This is a genomic window from Donghicola sp., assembly GCF_025210255.1.
Taxonomy (GTDB): Bacteria; Pseudomonadota; Alphaproteobacteria; order Rhodobacterales; family Rhodobacteraceae; genus Donghicola; species Donghicola eburneus.
This window is the reverse complement of sequence record NZ_JAOARZ010000014.1, coordinates 144,778-164,633: the sequence shown is the minus strand read 5'-3', so window position 1 is coordinate 164,633 and position 19,856 is coordinate 144,778. Positions and strand designations below refer to the sequence as shown.

The window sequence follows — 19,856 nt, the reverse complement described above, 5'->3', positions numbered from 1 at the left end:
GGGAGAGCCGTGCGGGAGGATTACTATGAGACTGAGAATTGGCGCGATTGCGGCCATGTCGGCGGCGCTTGTGACAGGCGCAGCACAAGCAGAAATGTCCATGAAAACAGTGGATCAGTGCCTGACAGAGGCCTTTGACGCCCAAACCAATCCGAACAGCTGTGTCGATCTGGCCCACGCCGAATGCGGTGGCATGCCAGAAGACATGCATGCGGCATCCGCCCTGTGCTTTACCAAGACACAAGAGGTCTGGAACGCCGCAATTGCAGAACAGATGGAGGGCATTCGGGCCCGCGGAGATGATCAACTCTCCGCCATTGCAGGGATTGAGACCAAGTACGACGTGCTGTCTGCTCTGCTGCAATGTGACCGAATGGAAGAGCTGAATCGCCTGACCGACCAGAGCGCTGAACTGGTGGCGCGGCAAAAGGCTGGATGTGTCTCGACGGCTTCTGGTCTGGCCTATGTGCGTCTGAACTGGCGGGCACGGTCGCTGCAATGACCCAGTTGACCGCGCGCAAGGCGTTCTGGCGCGGCTACATCGACTGCGCGCCCTTTGTGTTGATCGTGATCCCCTATTCCATGCTCTTTGGCGTGGTGGCACGGGACGCGGGTCTGGACCTGTTCCAGACCATGAGCATGACCGTCTTGGTGATCGCTGGAGCCGCGCAATTCACCGCGTTAGCGCTGCTCCAAGACAACGCGCCCGTCTTCATTGCGTTGCTCACCTCGCTCGCTGTGAACCTGCGGATGGCGATGTATTCGGCGGCTCTGGTGCCTCATATCGGTCACGCGAGATTCAGCATCCGCGCGCTTATGGCCTATCTGATGGTGGACCAAGCCTTTGCCGTTTGCGTCAAAACCTATGAAGAGCACCCCGACATGCCGCCCGCAGCCAAGGTCGCGTATTACTTTGGCTGCATGATGCTGATCTGCCCTTTCTGGTACGGGTTCAGTTTTGTCGGCGCCTATGTGGGTCAGGCGATCCCTGCGTCCCTGTCGCTCGATTTCGCGCTGCCAATCTGCTTCATCGCCCTGACGGGACCCCTGCTCCGGTCCGTGCCCCACTACGTTGCCGCGCTCGTGTCGGGCGTCAGCATCCTGCTGTTCTCGTGGGTTCCGTGGAACCTCGGGATCATGGTGGCTGCAACGCTGGCGATGATCAGCGGCGCGCAAACGGAACTCTACCTGCGCCGCCGCGCGGCAAAGGAGGCCGCATGATTTCTGATTTCGATTTCTGGGTGCTGACACTGCTTTTGGGGCTTGGGACCTTCCTGATCCGCTTCTCGTTCCTCGGAATTTTTGGCGGCAAGGAGATGCCCGAATGGGCGCTCCTGCACCTGCGCTATGTCGGGGTCGCGGTGTTTCCGGCGATCTTCATGCCGCTGGTCGTTTGGCCCCCTGCCACCGATGGCACTGTCGATCCGATCCGCATTACCGCCGCCCTCGCCGCTCTGGTTGTGGGGCTACGCGTGAACGTCATTTTCTCAATCATTGCGGGCATGGCGACGTTCTATGCCCTGCGTTTTATCTTCTAACTGAAAGGCCGAACCATGCTCGAAGAACCGCCCATCCTGCGCATCCGCCCCAATTTTCCGCGCCCGACTGCCGCTCAGATCGATGCCTTTCGCGGCGTGCCCACGGGGTTTGTCTGTGATGCGATGAACGGCGCAGGATCGCTGGACACCGCGATTGCCCCCATCGGCGCGGCAACCACCAGCGGCCCAGTGGTCGGGACCGCGGTCGTTGCGGAAAACGGTCCCGCGGAAATTCTGGCCACCATGGCCGCGCTGTCGATCGTACAGGCAGGCGACATTCTGCTGTCTGCGGTCCACGGGCATCAGGGCACCTCGGCCTGCGGGGACCTGATCCTTGGGATGATGAAGAATAACGATCTGGTGGGTTTCGTCACAGACGGGCCCATGCGCGATGTCGAAGGCATCGAAGAGGTCGGCCTGCCCGCTTGGTGCACCGGTCTGAACCCGAACTCCCCCTATTCCAATGGGCCCGCCACAGTGGGCGATGGGGCGATGGTTGGCGGTCAATATGTCCGCAGCGGTGACATCATCGTGGCCGACCGCAGCGGTGTCGTCGTGATCCCATACGCCAAGATCGACGCGACTATCAAAGCGCTCGAAGACGTCAAAGCCGCCGAAGATGCCTTCGAAGCCAAGGTCAAAAGCGGTGCCAAGTCCTTCTTCGACCTCGACGCGATGGTGGCCGAAGGCAAGGCCGTCTGGATCGACTAAGCCCCGCCTCCGGCGATGGGAGGGGGCTTAGCCCTCTCCCTTTTTCACTTCTTCGGCCATGTTCATGCCATTCAGTTCCGCCACAATATCGCCGAGCATGGGCACATAGTCCCCGCCCCGATCAATCGCTTCGGCATGGGTGTAGTACTGCTTTACCGCGGCTGCCATGATCCCCATGATCCCAGCGTCAGAGGCCATGTTGTTGGCATAGCGCACGTCCTTGGACGCGTTGGTAATGGTAAACAGGTGCGCGTTCCGATCACGGTCCACAGTGTACTTCATAAAGGTGTCGAAGAACCCGTTGCCCATCCGGCTAGAGCCGATGACCTGCCGCACGGTTTGCGGCGCGATGCCGACCTTGGCGCCAAGAACAGTCGCCTCGGAGTAAAGCGCCGCGTAGCCCATCGCGATAAAGTTCATCAGCAGCTTCATCTTGTGGCCCGTGCCCGTCCCGCCCGTGCGCGTGATATTGCCCGCCCAACACTGGATCACCGGCTCGACCTTGGCATAGGTTGCGTCATCTGCGCCGACCATGGCGTCCAGATTACCCTCTTCGGCCTCTTTCGGCGTTCGGCCCAAGGGGGCATCTACCAGCGTGCCGCCCTTCTCTGCCAGTTCCGCCGCCAGCGCCATGGTCGAGGTCGGATCAGCGGTCGAGGTTTCGATCACGATCAACCCTTCGCGTGCGCCAGCCAAGATCCCATCCTCGTCACGGAAGATCGCTTCGACCTGCGTGGAGTTCGACAGGCAGATGTGGATGATATCGCATTTCTCAGCCATCTCGCGGGCGCTGCTGACCTCGGTCGCGCCCATGCCCTTCAGGCTTTCTACGGGGTCGCGGTTGCGGTTGCCCTTGATGTAAAGCGTGTAGCCCTTTTGCAGGATATTCTTGGCCATGCCGTGGCCCATGAAACCTACGCCGATGAACCCGATAACCGGTTTGTCACTCATGTCTTTTCCTCCCCAGTAAAGACAGTTTTACAGGCTGGCGGTGATCCCGCCGTCCACGAACAACGTGTGCCCGTTCACAAAAGAAGCCCCGTCAGACGACAGGAAGATGCAGGCGCCGACCAGTTCTTCGACCTTGCCCCAGCGGCCAGCGGGGGTACGTTTTTCCAGCCAAGCACTAAATTCAGGGTCCGCCACCAAGGCGGCGTTCAAGGGCGTATCAAAGTAGCCCGGCGCAATCGCATTGCAGTTTAGACCATGTTTGGCCCAGTCCGTCGCCATGCCTTTGGTCAAGTTCGTGATTGCACCTTTGGACGCCGTGTAGGGCGCGATTCCCGGACGGGCGAGCATTGACTGAACAGAGGCGATATTCACGATCTTGCCCGCGCCGCGTTTGATCATGTGGCGAGCGACAGCCTGCCCCACGTAGAACGCCGAATTCACGTTGGTGCGCATCAGGCGGTCAAAGGCATCGACTGGAAAATCCTCTAGCGGGGTGCGGTGCTGCATCCCTGCGTTATTCACCAAAATGTCGATTCCGCGCCCCATTTCGTAGGCATCCACGGCATCAGCAACCGCTTTGGCATCGGTCACATCGAACACCAGCGTGTCCACCTGCGCCCCCGTGGCGCGCAAGGCTTTGGCGGCCTCTTCCAAACGTTCGGGGTTGCGCGCGTTTAACACGATGCGCGCCCCGGCCTGCGCCAGACCCAGCGCCAAGGCATAGCCGATCCCCATAGACGAGCCAGTGATCAGCACCGTCTTTCCGCTCAGATTGAACAGTTCCATAATTCCTCCCTTGCTGCGGAAAATGGGTGGTTGACTTTCCTCCCGATCCCGCATTTTTTGAAATGGTATACCATTTTGGCGGTGATGCAACCGCCTACGGTTCGGGGAGGAGACCAACCGTGAAAGCGTTATTTGCCCATGGCGCAAAGGACCTGCGCCTGTCCGATTGTGCTGCCGAAGCCCTTGGCCCCACAGACGTTCGCATCCGAATGGAGCGCGGCGGAATCTGCGGATCGGACCTGCATTATTTCAACCACGGCGGCTTTGGCACTGTGCGCCTAAAAGAGCCGATGGTGCTGGGCCACGAGGTTGCCGGACGGGTGGCCGAAGTCGGCGCTGACGTCACTGGCCTGACCGTTGGCGATCTGGTGGCGGTGTCGCCGTCCCGCCCCTGCGGCGGCTGCGTGGAGTGCCACCGCGGCCTCCCAAACGAATGCCTGAACATGCGATTCTACGGCTCGGCGATGCCCTTTCCGCACATCCAAGGCGCTTTCCGCGAAGAGATCACGGTCATGGCCAGCCAGTGCCACGTGGCCAACGATCTGACACCGGCCGAGGCTGCGATGGCCGAACCCCTTTCGGTCGCGCTTCATGCCGTTCGGCGCGCAGGCAACCTGATGGGGGCAAAGGTTCTGGTGACCGGATGCGGCCCGATTGGCCTGCTCGCGATCTTGGCTGCCCGCCGCGCCGGGGCCGCGCAAATCATCGCCGTGGACATCACGGACACATCTCTGGCGATGGCCGCCAAGGTTGGTGCGGATGTCACGCTGAACACCATGACCAACCCCAATGCCTTGGCCCCCTTTGCGATGGGCAAGGGCACTGTGGATGTGCTGTTCGAATGCTCCGGCGCGGCCCCTGCCTTGGCCGGTGCGATCCCTGCCCTGCGTCCCCGCGGCGTGATTGTGCAGCTTGGCCTGTCGGGCGACATGTCCCTGCCGATGATGCAGATCACCGCCAAGGAACTGGAACTGCGCGGGTCCTTCCGCTTTCACGAGGAATTCGCCGTCGCCGTCAAACTGATGGGCGCTGGCCTGATCGACGTTAAGCCGCTGATCACCCACGAATTTGCCTTCGATGACTTCCTGACTGCCTTCGAAACCGCCAATGATCGCACGCAGGCGATCAAGGTGCAGCTGGCCTTTGACGCCTGAGGATATCCCCATGACCAAACCCTATACCGGCATCTGGCCCGTCGCGCCGACGCCCTTTAACCCTGATGGCACCCTTGATCTGGAGGGCATGAAGCGCGTTCTGGACTGCATGATCGACCAAGGCGTGGACGGCATTTGTATCCTTGCCAACTTTTCGGAGCAGTTCCTGATTTCCGACGCCGAGCGCGAAACCCTAACCCGCCTTTGTCTGGAACACGTCGCAGGCCGCGTTCCGGTGATCGTGACCATCAGCCACTATGCGACCCCGATTGTGGTAGAACGCGCGCAATTCGCCAAAGACCTAGGCGCGTCGATCGTGATGATGATGCCCCCCTATCACGGTGCCCTGCTGAAAGGCACCGCCGAGCAGACCTTTGAACAGTTCCGCGCGGTGGGTGAGGTCGGCATCCCGATCATGCTGCAGGACGCACCCTTGTCCGGCGTTGACCTGCCCGTCCCGCTCTTGGTCAAGATGGCCCAAGAGATCGAGATGCTGAAGCTGTTCAAGATCGAATGCCCGCAGGCCGCGATGAAGCTGCGCGCACTGATCGAGCAAGGCGGCGACGCCATCGAAGGCCCCTTTGACGGCGAAGAAGCGATCACTCTCTTGGCGGACTTGGATGCAGGCTGCACCGGCACCATGACCAGCGCGATGATCCCTGATCTGATTGGCCCGATTGTCCGCGACTTCCTTGGTGGCAACCGTCAGGCGGCGATCGATGGCTATGCGCGTGTCCTGCCCGCCGTGAACCACGAGAACCGCCAGTGCGGCTTCCGCTCGGCCAAGGCCGCGATGGTCGAGGGCGGCGTGATCAAGTCCGACTTCTGCCGCCACCCCATCGCGCCCCTGCATCCCGCCACCCGCGCGATGCTGATGGAACTGCTAACGCCGCTTGATCCGCTGGTCCTGAAGTGGGGCAAGTGATGCACTCTGCTGCGATTACCGAACTACAAACGCTACTCGGGGACCGTCTGGTCACGACCCAAGCCGACCGCGATCTGCACGGCCAGAACGAGACGTGGTATCCCCTGACCCCGCCCGACGCCGTCGCCTATCCCGAAACCACGCAAGAGGTCTCTGACATCCTGAAAATCTGTCACGCCCATGATTGCCCCGTGGTGGCCTATGGCGCAGCGAGTTCGCTCGAGGGCCAGCATCTGGCGACCCGTGGCGGCATCAGCCTTGATATGAACCGGATGAACCGCGTTCTGGAAGTGAATGCCGAGGATCTGAATTGCGTGGTCCAGCCTGGCATCACCCGCATCGCCCTGAACGAGGAGCTGCGCGCCACAGGACTGTTTTTTCCCGTGGACCCCGGCGCAAATGCCAGTATCGGCGGAATGACTGCCACCCGCGCCAGCGGCACCACCGCTGTCCGCTATGGCACCATGCGCGAAAACATTCTGGCGCTCGAGGCTGTGATGGCCGACGGCACCATCGTCCGCACCGGCACGCAGGCGCGCAAGTCCAGCACGGGCTATGACCTGACCCACTTGCTAGTCGGCTCAGAAGGGACGCTGGGGATCATCACCGAACTGACCGTAAAACTTCAGGGCATCCCAGAGGCGATCAGCGCCGCCACCTGCCGCTTTGCCACCATCGAGGATGCGGTCAACTGCGTCATCCTGACCATCCAGACTGGCATCCCCATGGCCCGGATCGAGCTGGTGGACGAGATGATGGTGCGCGGGTTCAACAACTATGCGGACGCGGGCCTACCCGAAGTCCCGCACCTGTTCCTTGAATTCCACGGGTCCGAAACTGGCGTGGCCGAGCAGGCCGAGATGTTCGGTGCCATCGCCGAGGATTTCGGGGTCGAGGCCTACCGAACCGCCACCAAAACCGAGGACCGCAACGCCCTTTGGGCCATGCGTCACAAGTCGCACTATGCTTCCGCTTCTCTGGGAAAAACCGGCCACCTGATGCCCACCGACGTCTGCGTGCCGATCAGCAAACTGGCCGAAGCGGTTGTGCAGGCTCAGAATGATGCGAAACGGCTGGGGCTGACCTCGACCATCGTGGGGCATGTAGGGGACGGGAATTTCCATTCCGGCATCGCTCTAGACCCCACAGACCCCGAGCAAATGAAGGCTGCCGAAGAGTTCACCGATGCATTGGCCAAGACAGCCATGCGTCTGGGGGGCACCGTCAGCGGCGAGCACGGCATCGGTCTGGGTAAAATGAAATACATGAATGCCGAGCACGGCGCAGGCGTTGCGCTGATGCGGTCTATCAAGGCCGCGCTTGATCCGAAAAACATCCTCAATCCGGGCAAAATGCTGCCCCCCGCTGAATAAAGGAGCCCCCATGCTGCCGTTCGAGAATACCGATCCGACCGCCACTCTGGTGGGCCGCGTCTGGCGCCCCGAAATTGGCCCGTGTCTTATCACTTTGCGCGGGGACGAAGTGATCGATATCACCTCTAAATCCGTGCCGACCATGCGCGATCTGTTGGAACTGGACGACCCCGCTGCCTATGTTCGCGACGCGGTGGGCGAAAGCCTTGGGTCCCTGACCGATCTGGCGCACCAGAGCGGCGAAGCGGTTGGCGATGACGTGATGCATTTCCTTGCCCCCTGCGATCTGCAAGCGGTCAAGGCGTGTGGCGTGACTTTTGCCGAGTCCATGGTCGAGCGCGTGATCGAGGAACAAGCCGCCGGTGACGCCGACCGCGCCGAAGAAATCCGCGCCAAGGTCAAGGACAAGATCGGCGACAGCCTGTCCGGCATCACCCCCGGAAGTGATCAGGCGATGGAGGTCAAGAAGGTCCTGATCGCCGAAGGGCTCTGGTCCCAGTATCTGGAAGTTGGCATTGGCCCCGACGCCGAGGTTTTCTCCAAGGCGCAACCCATGAGCTCTGTGGGGTTCGGAGCCTCCGTCGGCCTGCACCCAGTCAGCAACTGGAACAACCCAGAGCCAGAGATCGTCATCGCAGTGAACAGCTGCGGCGAGATCAAGGGCGCGACCCTAGGCAATGACGTCAATCTACGCGACGTCGAAGGGCGCAGCGCCCTGCTGCTGGGGAAAGCCAAAGACAATAATGCCAGCTGCGCAATCGGCCCCTTTGTCCGTCTGTTCGATGACAGCTACGGCATGGCGCAGGTCGAGACTGCCGAGTTGACGCTCAAGGTCACGGGCGAGGATGGGTTCGTTCTGAACGGCCACTCGTCCATGACCAAAATCAGCCGCCACCCCGCCGATCTGGCGGCGCAAACTTGCGGGCGGCATCACCAGTATCCCGATGGGTTCTTCCTGTTCTTGGGCACTCTATTTGCCCCTATTCAGGACCGCGACAATCCCGGTCAGGGCTTTACCCACAAGGTTGGCGACGTGGTCAGCATCTCTGAACCTCATCTGGGAGAGTTGCGAAACACCGTGCGTCTGTCCACCGAATGCCCTGAATGGACATTTGGCACCGCAGCGCTGATGCGCAATCTGGCGGGCCGCGGGCTACTTTAATTCTCTGGGAGGAGATTTTTCATGAAAGTTCTTATCATCGGAGGCGGCGGCCTCGTCGGTCAGAAGCTGGCCAAATCGCTGGCATCGCGTGGCAAACTGCGCGGCCAGAGCATCGATAGCCTTGTGCTGGCAGACGTTGTGGACCCTGCGCAGGTAGAAGCGCCATTTGCGGTCGAGACCGCCACCTGTGACATAGCCGATCCGGCCAGCGTCAGCAGCGTGATTGATGCCGACACCGACGTGATCTACCTGCTGGCTGCCATTGTCTCTGGCCAAGCCGAAGAAGATCTGGATCTGGGCTATAAGATCAACATGATGGGCACCATGAACGTGCTGGAGCGTTGCCGAGAATTGGGCACCAAGCCGGTCGTGGTCTTCACCTCATCAATCGCCGTATACGGCGGCGAGGTGGCTGATCCCATCATCGACGACACTTTCTTGAACCCACAGACCAGCTATGGCGCGCAAAAGGCCATCGGCGAGCTGCTGCTGAATGACTACAGCCGCAAAGGCATCGTAGACGGGCGCGGATTCCGCCTGCCGACCATTTCAGTCCGTCCGGGCAAGCCGAACCGCGCTGCCAGTAGCTTTATGTCGTCGATCATTCGCGAACCGCTGAACGGCCAAGAGGCGGTGTGCCCTGTCGATCCGAGCTTTGCCCACTTTTACCTGAGCCCGCGCAAGTGCATCGAAAACCTGATCAAGGGTGCCGAAATTCCCGAAGAAGATTTGGGCCAGAACCGCTGCATGATGATGCCTGGCCGGACTTGGACCATCGGCGAGATCGTCGAAGCCCTGCGCAACGTCTGCGGGCCCGAGCCCGAAAAACTGATCCGCTGGGAAGAGCAGCCCGATATCCTCGCAATCGTGCGGGGCTGGCGCTACGACATCCAGCCGTCCAAGGCACTGAAACTGGGCCTGACTGCGGACGAAAGCTTCGAAGATAACATTCGCTACTACCTCGAAGACGACAAACCCGCTGCCTAAGAAAAAAGGCCCGCCAGAGAATTGGCGGGCCGCACTCGTTACGCCAGCCCGATGATGCAAGACCCTGTGTAACCTTGTTGGGGAGAGCCGCTGAGTTGCATCATCTGCTGCTCTTTCTGGGTTTCGGTGTTATCCGCAAAGATCATGTCGCGGTCATAATCCTGACGACGCAGATTGCTTGTGCCATTGGAGTAGATGCCGCTCTCGGTGCTATAGACCGCAGCACAATCGACTTCGGGCAAGGAAATCTGCGAAGTGAGTAAGCTGTCGCGCCCCGTAACAATTTCATCTGCGCTTGCAAACACTTCGAAGTGAAAGTGCGGCCAACGCCCATTATAGCAACCGGGGAAGATCGTCGTGAACTTGACCACCCCGTCCGCGTCGGAAATGCCAACGCCGCGCAGGTTGTTGCGGTCGTCATAATCATAGAGCGAATACTTCCCTATCGCATCACAGTGCCAGAGATAAAGCGCATGACCCTCGAGCGGTGTGCAGCCGTCATTTGCGTCAACCAAGGTCAGAGTGACCTCTAGGGGGACACCCTCTGCCGTTGGGCTCATGCCGTTGAAACTGGGACGCAAATCCTCGCGGATAATGCCCTCTTGGGTCAGCACGTTGATGCTGCCGCCGCGCCCATTTGTCCCATCTGCGGGATAAGGCCCTGCGGTCTCGGTGCTGTTGACCACGCATTGCAGCGCGGCCGCAGGGTTGGCGGCCAGCGCCCCTGCCCCCAAAAGAAAACCAAGTGCGCTACGCCGACCAATGAGACGCGGCAAATCGTGGCGGAGCCCCAGATCGTGGTCGTCTTGGTGGCCCTCTGCTGCGGTGTGAATATGTGTCATGAAAACTCCTTTCATGACTTCAACGCAGCAGAGGTCGTATTCAGTCTCTGTAACGGTTCACAGCGAGGTGAGGATCAGCGCACATAAGCCGATCGCGCCGCTTGGAGACGCTCGCGCAGGTACCGTTGCAGGGCGACCATATCCACATCAACGGCAGTGAACAGGCTGCCTGCCTCGACCGCGATGGCTGTCAACGCATCGTCCACCGACAAGAATCCCGCCGGTTTGCCTAATGCCCGCACCCGCTGGATCGCATCGCGGATCGCGGCTTCGACATCGGGATGGCGCACATTCCCCGCATGGCCGAGCGAGGCCGACAGGTCCGCCGGTCCAATAAAGACCCCATCAATCCCGTCCAGGGCCGCAATCTCATCCAGATTATCGAGCCCCTTCTGTGTTTCGATCTGCACCAGCAGGCAGATCTCTTCGCGGGCGCGGGTGAAATAGTCCGGCACCGTCCCAAACCTATTGGCACGAGTGGAGCCGCCCATGCCGCGGAACCCGCGGGGGGCGTAATCGACAGCCTCAATCGCCAGCTTCGCCTCTTCGACAGTCTGGACATACGGGATCAGCAGGGTTTGCGCGCCCACATCCAAGAGGCGCTTGATCTCGGCCGCGTTCAGTTCCGTGGGGCGCACGACCGGGTGCGTGCCGTAAGCCGACATCGCCTGCAGCATCGACAGGATACTGTTCAGGTCGTTGGCCGTATGCTCGCAATCAAGCAGTAGCCAGTCAAAGCCCAAACCGGCCAGCATTTCCGTCGCTGCATTGTCGCGGATGGTGGACCACAGGCCGATCTGTTGTTGACCAGCCATGATCGCCTTTTTGAAAGGGTTGGCGATCTGATCCATCAGTTCACCAGCGTGACAAGAGCGTCACCGTTGAAGAACGCGGTGACGTTGGATAACTGCACTTCGGCCATGGCGCGGCGGGTTTCATGGGTGCCAGAGCCTTGGTGCGGCTGCAAGACCACGTTGGTCAGCTCGTAGAAGCGTTCGTTGAGGTGCGGCTCGTTGATGAACACATCAAGGCCCGCGCCCGCAATTGCACCGCTTTCCAGCGCGTCCAGCATCGCCTCTTCGTCAATGGTGGTGCCGCGGCTGATGTTGATGATCACGCCGTTTTTCCCGAGCGCGTTGATAACATCGCGCGATACGTAGCCTTCGGTCTCCTTGCCGCCGACAAGCGCGACGACGTACCAATCCACCGCCTCGGCGAGGCTCTTGGGGTCCGCGTGGTAGGTCCAACCGGGGGTCTGTTTTTCACTGCGCGAATGGTAGTGGATGTCCATCTTGAACGCTGCCAGACGGTCGGCGATTTCGCGCCCGATACGACCAAGGCCACAGATACCCACGGTGCCACCAGTCATCTTGCGGTTCAACGGCAGGCTCCCGCCACCAGCCCAACGTCCAGAACGAGTCAAGTTGTCGCCCTCGATCATGTTGCGGGTCTGGGTCAGCATCAGGGCGACCGCCAGATCCGCCACGTCGTCGTTCAGGACATCAGGCGTGTTGGTGACTTTGACGCCGCGTTCACTGGCCGCATCCACGTCGATCGCGTCATAGCCGACACCAAAGTTCGCAATCAGGCCCAGGTTTTCCAGCGGGTCCATCGCCGCCCCACCAAAGGGTGCGTGCCCTTTGAACACCACCGCAGTGATCCCCACGCGAGTATCTGCGTCCACGCCCGCGATATCGTCAGGCGACGCGGCATAAACATTGGGGTAATTCGCATCGAACCGCGCGCGCTCTTCCTCGTTGAAGGCACCACAGACAAGCAGTTTTACATCGGACATTTCACATTTCCTTTCCGTGGTTTAGAGCAATTTCTTGATACGGCTTATCGCTTCAAGAATGTTCTCGGTCGAATTCGCGTAAGAGAAGCGCAAGTACCCTTCGCCCCACGCGCCAAAGGACGTGCCGGCAACGGTCGCAACCCCTGCCTCGTCCAGAAATTTGTCCTGCGCCTGTTTCGAGGTAAGGCCGGTCCCTTCGATATTCGGGAAGGCATAGAAGGCCCCCGCCGCATCAGCGCAACGCACGCCGGGCAGGTCGTTCAGGGCGTCCACGATCACTTGGCGGCGGGCGTCGAACTGGGCCACCATGTCGGTCACGCAGTCCTGAGGTCCGGTCAGGGCGGCGAGCCCCGCAAATTGGGTCGGCGCGTTCACACAAGAGTGGTCGTTGATGCACAGGCGCGTCACGTGATCCACCGCCGCATCGGGCCAGACCGCATAACCCAACCGCCAGCCGGTCATGGCATAGGTCTTGGACCAGCCGTCCAGCATGATCAGGCGATCGCGAATTTCGGGGTACTGCAACAGGCTGACATGTTCGCGCCCGCCATAGAGCATATTGCTATAAATCTCGTCCGACATCAGGGCCACGTGGGGGTGATCCATCAGGCCAGCGACCAGCTTGTCGATTTCCTCTTTGGGTGTGACGCCGCCCGTGGGGTTAGCGGGGCTGTTGATGATGATCAGGCGGGTGCGCTCTGTGATCTGGGACAGAACCTGTTCGGCGCTGAAGGCAAAGCCGTTCTTCTCTTCCAAGGCAATCGGCACAGGCTTCGCGCCACTGTACTTGATCACCGACTCGTAGATCGGGAAGCCTGGATTGGGATACATGATCTCGACGCCCGGTTGGCCGAACATCATCACCGCAAAGAACATGGTGGGCTTGCCACCCGGCACGACGACCACATTGTCGGGGTTCACCTCGACCCCGTGGCGGCGGTTCAGGTCAGCGGCGACGGCCTCGCGCAGCTCAGGCAGGCCATTTGCGGGCGTATACCCGTGGTGGCCGTCGCGGATCGCCTTGATCGCGGCTTCGGAAATATGTTCGGGCGTTTTGAAATCCGGCTGCCCGATCCCGAGGTTGATAATGTCTTTGCCCTGCTGCGCCAGTGCCTGTGCCCGCGCCAGCACCACAAAGGCGGACTCGGTTCCCAGACGCGATAGACTGTCGGCGAAAATCATGCCTGACATGGTCCCTCCCCATAGGCTGATTAAAAGTGTCGGAGCGGGCCCCTCCTTCCCGCTCCGACTGGGTTTGGAAATTTGGTATACCAAAATTTCCCACCTGAAAAGCCCCGAGTTTCGGGGAGTGTTTCAGAGATAGTTTTTCAGCCAACCAAGGGTTTGATCAGTGGGCGTGGTCGGTTTGTACTCAGCGCCGATGGGCGCGGAATATCCAAGTTCGGCAATCAGTTGCAGGACATAGCTATAGTCCAGTTCGCCGTGATCCGGCTGCGCGCGATCGGGAACCGAAGCGATCTGGATGTGCCCGATTTTGGGCAGCAAGTCGCGCAACGTGTTGGTCAAATCGCCCTGCATCAGCTGCATATGATAGCAGTCGAACATGATCTTGATGTTCGGCTCGTCCACCATGTCGATGATCCGCTGCGCCTCGGTTGTCGAGGTCAGAAAGTACCCCGGCACGTCATAGGTGTTCAAAGGTTCGATGAGGATGGTGATGCCAAAAGCCGCCGCCCGTTCGCAGGCATATTTCAGGTTAGAGACAAAGGCTTTGGCGGCTTCTGCCCCCTTGGCTTTACCTGCCATGACATGGATGCACTTGGTGCCCGTGGCGTTGGCATAGGCGACGGCTTGGTCGATGGCGGCGCGCCCCTCGTCCATGCGGTCCGGCAGCGCACACAGGCCGAAATCCCCGTCATCCAGATCGCCCGGATGGGTGTTCAGCCCCAGCATGGTCATGCCGGTTTCCTTGAGCGCCTCGCGCACCTGTTTGGCGGGGGTGTCATAGGGCCAATGGCATTCGACATCCGAAAATCCGGCCTTTTTCGCGGCGCGGATGGCGTCGGGCAGTTCCAGTTCCCGCCAGAGAAACCCGAGGTTGGCAGAGAATTTCATCAGTCCCACTCCACATCATATTTGGTCACGATCTTCTGGACCATTTCAGGGCTCAGCATCTTCGCATCATAGCCGCGCATCAGGATGGCCAGCCGCGCAGTGTCTTCGAGTTCTTCGATCGCGTTGCAGGCGGCCTCCACATCCTTGCCTGCGACAACGGGGCCGTGATTGGCCAGCATGACCGCGCTGCGTTTGCCCGCCAGCCCGCGCACCGCATCGCCCATCGCCGGATCGCCGGGGATAAAGAATGGCAGCAGCTTGACCTTGCCCAGTTTCATGATCGCATAGGGCGTCATGGGCGGCAGGAAGTTATCCTCGTCCACCTCGGGCATCAGGGACCACGCGACCGAGTGGCAGGAGTGCAGGTGCACCACCGCGCCAGTCTTGTTCCGCGTCTCGTAGAAGGCCGAATGCAATGGCATTTCCTTGGTCGGTTTATCGCCGCCAATCAGAGTGCCATTTGCGTCAAACCGCGACAGCCGCGCCGGATCAAGCCGTCCGAAGCTGGTCCCGGTGGGCGACACCAAGAGCCCCCCGTCGGGCGTACGCGCCGAAATGTTGCCGGTCGAGCCCCCTGTCAGACCGCGGTCAAACAGGGATTTGGCCAGTAGGCACATCTCTTCGCGCAGCTTGGTTTCTTCTGTCATTGATCCTCCAGCACGGCAAGCGCGTCGGCAAAGAACTCTTCTTTACCAAAGTTGCCGGATTTGAGGGTCAAAGCAATCTTTTCGCCTTCGCTCTCGGTATAGGTCCACGGCACGCCGGGCGCGATCTCTTGGCCGATGTCCAAACGGGTGACCCCTAGCGCTTGTGTGACAGCACCGCTCGTTTCGCCCCCTGCCACAACGAACCGCCGCGCCCCTGCACTGAACGCTGCTTGGGCCAGTTCGGCCAGCGCATCTTCAATCATCGCCCCTACTTGCGGGCCGCCAAAGGCCTCTTGCGCCTTGCGTACCTGATCCGGCTCTGCAGTGGCGTAGATCAGGGGTGCTTTGCTCAGATCCTGTTTCGAAAGCCACGTCAGCACCGGACCAATCCCACGTTTCTCTAAGTCAAAGGCATCTAGACGGTAGCTGGGGGCATTGACCGAATACGCGCTCACCTGCGCGCGCGTCATGGCCGAACAGCTGCCAGACAGAATGATGGTCTTTTCGGGCAAATCCGGTCGTACGGCTTTCTCGGCATCCGCAGATAACACCCCGTCACGCACATAGAGATCGGGCAAGGGCATCGCGACCGCACTGCCGCCGGTCATCAACGGCATATCACGACACGCAGCGGCAATGGTGTAGAGATCATCGTCCGCCACAGCATCGATCACAACATGCGCGACGCCAGCGCCCTCGAGTTCTGACAGACGTTCGCGCAACGCGTCAGCGCCGCGGGCGACGGTCAAGCGATTGGCCAGCCCCACCGGCCCCGAAACCTGCGGTGCGAGCAAGCGCATCAAGTTACTGTCGCGCATGGGCGTCAGGGGGTGATCTTTCATCGGGCTTTCGGCCAAGGGCTGCTCGCCGACAAAAAGGTTGCCCATGAAAATCGCGCGCCCGTTTTCAGGAAACGCGGGACAATACATGGTCTGCTTGGCGTCCAGATCGGCCATCAGGGCCTCGGCCACGGGGCCGATATTGCCCTCGGCCGTGCTGTCAAAGGTCGAGCAGTATTTCCAGAAAAACCGCTCTGCGCCTGCTTGCTTTAGCCAGTCCAAGGCATGGCGGCATTCAGCAACGGCATCGGCCACAGGGGCCGTCCGGCATTTCAGTGCAATCACCTCGAACGGGGCGGTGTCAGAGGGCGCCTCGTCGGGAATGCCCATGCGCAAGGACACGCGCACGCCGGAGCGGGCCAAGAGGCCTGCCAAATCAGTGGCACCGGTAAAATCGTCGGCAATACAGCCAAGTACGGTCATAGTTACTCCTGTCCAGGAAGAGTGAGCCCCGCCATCGCCGCATAGACCTTGGCCACTGCGGCATCATCTTCGGCCCCAAGACCCATGCCCTGCGCCGCCAGGTACATCTGGAGCGCCGCGCCGGAAATTGGCGCGCTGAATTGGGCCGAACGTGCGATATCCTGCACGATACCAAGGTCTTTGGGCCAAATGTTGACCTGACTTTTGGGGGAATAGTCGTTGTCGATAATGTGAGGCGTCCGGTTCTCGAGCGCCCACGAATTGCCAGCGGATTTGGTGATGACCTCGTAGAACCGCTTGGGGTCCACGCCTTGGGTCATGCCAAAGGTCAGCGCTTCGGCCATGGTCGCGATGTGGACACCAACGAGCAACTGGTTCACTGCCTTCATCGCGCTGCCGGGGCCCGCGCAATCGCCCATCTCGAAGACGTCGCTTGCCATGCCATCCAGAGCGGGTTTCAAAGCCGCGAAAGTTTCCGCTGTGCCCGATGCCAGAACTGAGAGTGCGCCATCGGCAGCGCGGATCGGGCCGCCAGAGATCGGCGCATCCAGATAGAGCACGCCGGTTTCGGCGCACTGTGCCTCCATCTTGCGGGCGAAATCGGGGGCGACTGTGGCGCAGCTCATCACTGCGGCACCCTTGCGCAGCATCGGGACTGCACCGCCATCGCCAAACAGGACAGCTTCGGTTTGGGCCGCGTTCAGGACCACGGTGACCACCGCGTCCAGATCGCCAGCCACATCGGCCAACGCCCCCTCGGCGCCGCCAGCCTCGCGGAACTTGGCCATTTGTGCGTCATTGATGTCGTAGCCGTAAACGGTCAGCCCCGCCCGTAGCAGCGAGCTGGCGACACCATATCCCATCGACCCAAGGCCGATCACGGCCACTTTGTAATTCTGTCCCATAGTCCCTCCTCCGAACATGAGCCACCGGCTTGACGTTGTTTCCGTTACCGGTACCGTTTGATACTAGGGGTAGTCAGCATTGAGGGGTGCGTCAAGCCTGCTTCCCGTGTAGAAAAGCGAAATCGCGATTGGAAAAGTGAAACCGATGCACAGCAAAGTCACCTTGGCCGACGTGGCCGCCGCCGCCGGCGTGAGCAAGATGACAGCCTCGCGCGCGATGCGGGGCGCCAAGGACGTGTCGCCCAAGACCGTCGAACGGGTGCGCAAAATCGCGGCTGATCTGGGCTACATGGGCAATTACGTGGCCGCGAGTTTGGCCAACAACCGGACGGACCTGATTGGCGTCGTGGTCCCATCCCTGTCAAACATCGTCTTTTCCGAGGTCATGTCGGGCATCGAAGATGCGATCGCAGGCTCTGGCTTGCAGCCCTTCTTCGGCGTCACAGGCTATGATCCTGAACGCGAATACCAGTTGGTCCGCAAGATGCTCTCTTGGCGTCCTGCGGGGTTGATCGTCACGGGCTTGGACCAAGACAAGCAGACCAGAGAGCTCCTTAGCGCGACCAGCGCACCTGTGGTGCAGATCATGGATACGGACGGGGATCCGGTGGATCTGTGTGTCGGATTTTCCCAAACAGCCGCAGGTGCGGGCATGGCAGAGATGCTTTTGACTGAGGGGCGCAGGCGGTTTGGCTACGTGGGCTGCGCGCTGGATCGCGACACGCGCGCGGCCAAGCGCTACCTAGGATACAAGGCCGCCCTCCAATCGGCAGGCATCACGCGCGTTCCAGAAGCAGTTCGCAACGCGCACTCCTCCGTCGCGGATGGTAAAGCGTTGACGGCAGACCTGCTGACCCAGCACCCCGATCTTGATGTGATCTACTATTCGAACGACGACCTCGCCATCGGCGGGCTCTTTCACTGCATGGAAACTGGGGTTTCTGTGCCAGAGCGACTCATTCTGGCGGGGTTCAACGGGCTCGATTTGACTGCGAGCTTACCTGCCCCGATCGCCACCACCCGCACATCGCGGCGCAATATCGGCATCGAAGCTGCCAAATCTATCCTCAAACGGCACGCTTCCGCGGGGTCATCCTCCCCACACGCCTTGAAAACAGTAGAAATTCAGCATGTGATGGACGCAAGACGGTCGATCACGTCCATTTGAACGTGACACTATTGTCTTTGTAAGTACCGTGCTAGCTGACGACAAAATCATTGTTGAACTGGTAGGTCTATCATGCGCGTGAGCCAAATCACGGATCACACACCGGCCCCGTCGGAGATTACTGTGGACCCACAGTTGGAAATTGACGCGCTTCGACAGCGCGTGGCCGAGCTGGAGGCCGAGAATGCAGCCCAAGCCCTTCGCCTAAAAACGAAGCGCGCGATGTTGCGTAACTTCGAAGCCATGGTCGAGACGGCCCCGGTTGGCATTCTGGTGGCGGACAAATGTGGACGGATCACATTCGGCAACCACTTGGTTGAGGAAATGCTGCGCCACCCGATCCACTTCTCGGAGAATGTTTCGGATTACCGCGCTTGGACTGCCTATCACGCAGACGGTACATCCGTCGCCCCCGAGGAATATCCACTGGCCAGAATTCTAGCGGGCGAGGATTACTCGGAACTCGATGTTCTGTACCACCGCGGCGACGACACAAAGTTCTGGATGCGGATCATCGGACGTCCCATATACGATGCCGACGACCAGCGCATCGGCGCCGCTGTGGCCGTGATCGACATCGACCGCGAGCGCAAGTTGCAAGAGACGCAGCGCCTGTTAATCCGCGAATTGAACCACCGTGTGAAGAACGCCTTTAGCGTGGTCAAATCCATTGTGAACCAGTCCTTGCGCTACTCTACCGTCGAAGAGCACGTAAGGCGGACGCTCGATCACAGGTTGGATGCCTATGCGTCTGCCCACGGGCGCCTGATGGACACCAAATGGCAAGCGGGTGAATTCCGCGATATTGTGGCCGATATCGTAGACCGCGTCGCGGCGGGACGCGTTCAATACAGTGGCCCTAATTACGAGGTTGGCAGCGCCGAGGCGTTGGCCTTTTCAATGGCTTTTTATGAATTAGCAACCAACGCCGTGAAATATGGGGCCCTGAGTGTCCCCGAAGGCCGCGTCGATGTCACGTGGTCCACGTGTGCCATCGATGACACGCCCTCTTTTGTTGTCAACTGGACGGAACTTGGCGGCCCGCCAGTCGTTAAATCTGATAGAAAGGGCTTCGGTTCGTTTATTACAAACCGTGCAATTGCCCTCGAGACTGGAGGCAGCGTCGAGATGGACTACAAAGAGACCGGTGTGACTTGGACATGTATTGTCCCGATTGAGGAGGACGAGCAATGACCTTGGACGGCACACGTGTTCTTGTGGTCGAGGACGAGGTCATCCTTGCGCTCGATTTCACCGAAATTATCGAAGATCATGGGTACAGCGTTGTTGGGCCCTGCTCGCGCCTGAAACATGCAGAGCGGGTGGCCAAGGAAGATAACATCGATGTCGCCCTGCTGGACGTGAACCTTGGCTCGGGTAAAACGACCGAAGGGATCGCCGAGATCCTACGCGAACGGAACATTCCGATTGCGTTCATCACTGCCGATCCGCCTGCCGCAGTCGAATTCCGCAAGATTGAAGAGCCGCTGATCCGCAAGCCCGCATCAACCAAGGCCCTGATGAATTGCATAGAGCGTCTGGTCGCCTGAGCCGAACACGACACGCCCGATACA

Annotated in this window: 22 protein-coding genes; 12 read left to right on the top strand and 10 right to left on the bottom strand. The window is 60.2% G+C overall.

The genetic code is table 11. The features are described 5' to 3' along the window. Positions 1-25 precede the first annotated feature (25 nt). Genes N4A58_RS04520 through N4A58_RS04505 form a run of 4 tightly spaced genes read left to right on the top strand, consistent with a single transcriptional unit; the run spans position 26 to position 2,249 of the window. A complete protein-coding gene (locus tag N4A58_RS04520; RefSeq protein ID WP_293708142.1) occupies positions 26-502 on the top strand; it encodes a hypothetical protein in 477 nt (158 codons plus the stop codon). After that, the gene (locus N4A58_RS04515; RefSeq protein WP_293708141.1) at positions 499-1,221 is read left to right on the top strand and encodes an AzlC family ABC transporter permease; all 723 of its coding nucleotides are present in this window, start codon (positions 499-501) and stop codon (positions 1,219-1,221) included. Before N4A58_RS04520 ends, N4A58_RS04515 begins: the two co-directional genes overlap by 4 nt. After that, positions 1,218-1,538, top strand: a complete 321-nt coding sequence (locus tag N4A58_RS04510; RefSeq protein WP_293708140.1) for an AzlD domain-containing protein — start codon at positions 1,218-1,220, stop codon at positions 1,536-1,538. Before N4A58_RS04515 ends, N4A58_RS04510 begins: the two co-directional genes overlap by 4 nt. Before the next feature lie 15 nt (positions 1,539-1,553). Then, positions 1,554-2,249 carry an RraA family protein gene (locus N4A58_RS04505; RefSeq protein ID WP_293708139.1) on the top strand — a complete coding sequence of 232 codons (696 nt, stop codon included), beginning with the start codon at positions 1,554-1,556 and terminating at the stop codon, positions 2,247-2,249. A 27-nt stretch (positions 2,250-2,276) separates the two neighbouring features. Here N4A58_RS04505 and N4A58_RS04500 read toward each other — a convergent pair whose 3' ends face one another. Next, positions 2,277-3,200: an NAD(P)-dependent oxidoreductase gene (locus tag N4A58_RS04500; protein WP_293708138.1), complete on the bottom strand. Its 924-nt coding sequence runs from the start codon at positions 3,198-3,200 to the stop codon at positions 2,277-2,279. A gap of 27 nt (positions 3,201-3,227) precedes the next feature. After that, positions 3,228-3,986, bottom strand: a complete 759-nt coding sequence (locus N4A58_RS04495) for an SDR family oxidoreductase (RefSeq protein ID WP_293708137.1) — start codon at positions 3,984-3,986, stop codon at positions 3,228-3,230. Between the two features lie 119 nt (positions 3,987-4,105). Between N4A58_RS04495 and N4A58_RS04490 the strand changes: the two genes are divergently transcribed. From N4A58_RS04490 to denD, 5 genes are read left to right on the top strand one after another with little or no spacing between them, the layout of a single operon-like run. After that, positions 4,106-5,140 carry an L-idonate 5-dehydrogenase gene (locus N4A58_RS04490; RefSeq protein ID WP_293708136.1) on the top strand — a complete coding sequence of 345 codons (1,035 nt, stop codon included), beginning with the start codon at positions 4,106-4,108 and terminating at the stop codon, positions 5,138-5,140. A gap of 10 nt (positions 5,141-5,150) precedes the next feature. Then, a complete protein-coding gene (locus tag N4A58_RS04485) occupies positions 5,151-6,065 on the top strand; it encodes a dihydrodipicolinate synthase family protein (RefSeq protein ID WP_293708135.1) in 915 nt (304 codons plus the stop codon). Continuing rightward, the gene (locus N4A58_RS04480; RefSeq protein ID WP_293708134.1) at positions 6,065-7,438 is read left to right on the top strand and encodes an FAD-linked oxidase C-terminal domain-containing protein; all 1,374 of its coding nucleotides are present in this window, start codon (positions 6,065-6,067) and stop codon (positions 7,436-7,438) included. Before N4A58_RS04485 ends, N4A58_RS04480 begins: the two co-directional genes overlap by 1 nt. Positions 7,439-7,448: 10 nt before the next feature. Next, entirely contained in the window at positions 7,449-8,600 is a 1,152-nt protein-coding gene (locus N4A58_RS04475) for a fumarylacetoacetate hydrolase family protein (protein ID WP_293708133.1), read from the top strand. 21 nt (positions 8,601-8,621) lie between these two features. Then, positions 8,622-9,587 (top strand): D-erythronate dehydrogenase, encoded by a 966-nt coding sequence (denD, locus tag N4A58_RS04470; protein WP_293708132.1) that lies wholly within the window; start codon positions 8,622-8,624, stop codon positions 9,585-9,587. A 38-nt stretch (positions 9,588-9,625) separates the two neighbouring features. On the opposite strand, the gene N4A58_RS04465 is transcribed toward denD, so the two are convergent. The 8 genes from N4A58_RS04465 to ltnD all read right to left on the bottom strand — a co-directional run bounded on the left by N4A58_RS04465 (position 9,626) and on the right by ltnD (position 17,114). Continuing rightward, complete coding sequence (locus tag N4A58_RS04465) at positions 9,626-10,429, bottom strand: hypothetical protein (RefSeq protein ID WP_293708131.1); 804 nt, start codon at positions 10,427-10,429, stop codon at positions 9,626-9,628. 74 nt (positions 10,430-10,503) lie between these two features. Then, entirely contained in the window at positions 10,504-11,280 is a 777-nt protein-coding gene (locus N4A58_RS04460) for an aldolase/citrate lyase family protein (RefSeq protein WP_293708130.1), read from the bottom strand. Then, a complete protein-coding gene (locus tag N4A58_RS04455; protein WP_293708129.1) occupies positions 11,280-12,224 on the bottom strand; it encodes a 2-hydroxyacid dehydrogenase in 945 nt (314 codons plus the stop codon). Before N4A58_RS04455 ends, N4A58_RS04460 begins: the two co-directional genes overlap by 1 nt. 21 nt (positions 12,225-12,245) lie before the next feature. Continuing rightward, positions 12,246-13,415: a pyridoxal phosphate-dependent aminotransferase gene (locus N4A58_RS04450; RefSeq protein ID WP_293708128.1), complete on the bottom strand. Its 1,170-nt coding sequence runs from the start codon at positions 13,413-13,415 to the stop codon at positions 12,246-12,248. Positions 13,416-13,538: 123 nt separating this feature from the next. Beyond that, the gene (locus tag N4A58_RS04445; RefSeq protein ID WP_293708127.1) at positions 13,539-14,300 is read right to left on the bottom strand and encodes a TIM barrel protein; all 762 of its coding nucleotides are present in this window, start codon (positions 14,298-14,300) and stop codon (positions 13,539-13,541) included. Beyond that, positions 14,300-14,947 carry an aldolase gene (locus N4A58_RS04440; protein WP_293708126.1) on the bottom strand — a complete coding sequence of 216 codons (648 nt, stop codon included), beginning with the start codon at positions 14,945-14,947 and terminating at the stop codon, positions 14,300-14,302. Before N4A58_RS04440 ends, N4A58_RS04445 begins: the two co-directional genes overlap by 1 nt. Beyond that, the gene (gene otnK, locus N4A58_RS04435) at positions 14,944-16,209 is read right to left on the bottom strand and encodes a 3-oxo-tetronate kinase (protein ID WP_293708125.1); all 1,266 of its coding nucleotides are present in this window, start codon (positions 16,207-16,209) and stop codon (positions 14,944-14,946) included. Before otnK ends, N4A58_RS04440 begins: the two co-directional genes overlap by 4 nt. A 2-nt stretch (positions 16,210-16,211) precedes the next feature. Then, the gene (gene ltnD, locus N4A58_RS04430) at positions 16,212-17,114 is read right to left on the bottom strand and encodes an L-threonate dehydrogenase (protein ID WP_293708124.1); all 903 of its coding nucleotides are present in this window, start codon (positions 17,112-17,114) and stop codon (positions 16,212-16,214) included. Positions 17,115-17,259: 145 nt separating this feature from the next. Between ltnD and N4A58_RS04425 the strand changes: the two genes are divergently transcribed. From N4A58_RS04425 to N4A58_RS04415, 3 genes are all read left to right on the top strand, one after another. Beyond that, positions 17,260-18,282 (top strand): LacI family DNA-binding transcriptional regulator, encoded by a 1,023-nt coding sequence (locus N4A58_RS04425; RefSeq protein WP_293708123.1) that lies wholly within the window; start codon positions 17,260-17,262, stop codon positions 18,280-18,282. A 72-nt stretch (positions 18,283-18,354) separates the two neighbouring features. Further along, the gene (locus N4A58_RS04420) at positions 18,355-19,476 is read left to right on the top strand and encodes an HWE histidine kinase domain-containing protein (protein WP_293708122.1); all 1,122 of its coding nucleotides are present in this window, start codon (positions 18,355-18,357) and stop codon (positions 19,474-19,476) included. Further along, a complete protein-coding gene (locus N4A58_RS04415) occupies positions 19,473-19,832 on the top strand; it encodes a response regulator (RefSeq protein ID WP_072706223.1) in 360 nt (119 codons plus the stop codon). The genes N4A58_RS04420 and N4A58_RS04415 overlap by 4 nt, the downstream gene beginning before the upstream one ends. Positions 19,833-19,856: the final 24 nt, after the last annotated feature.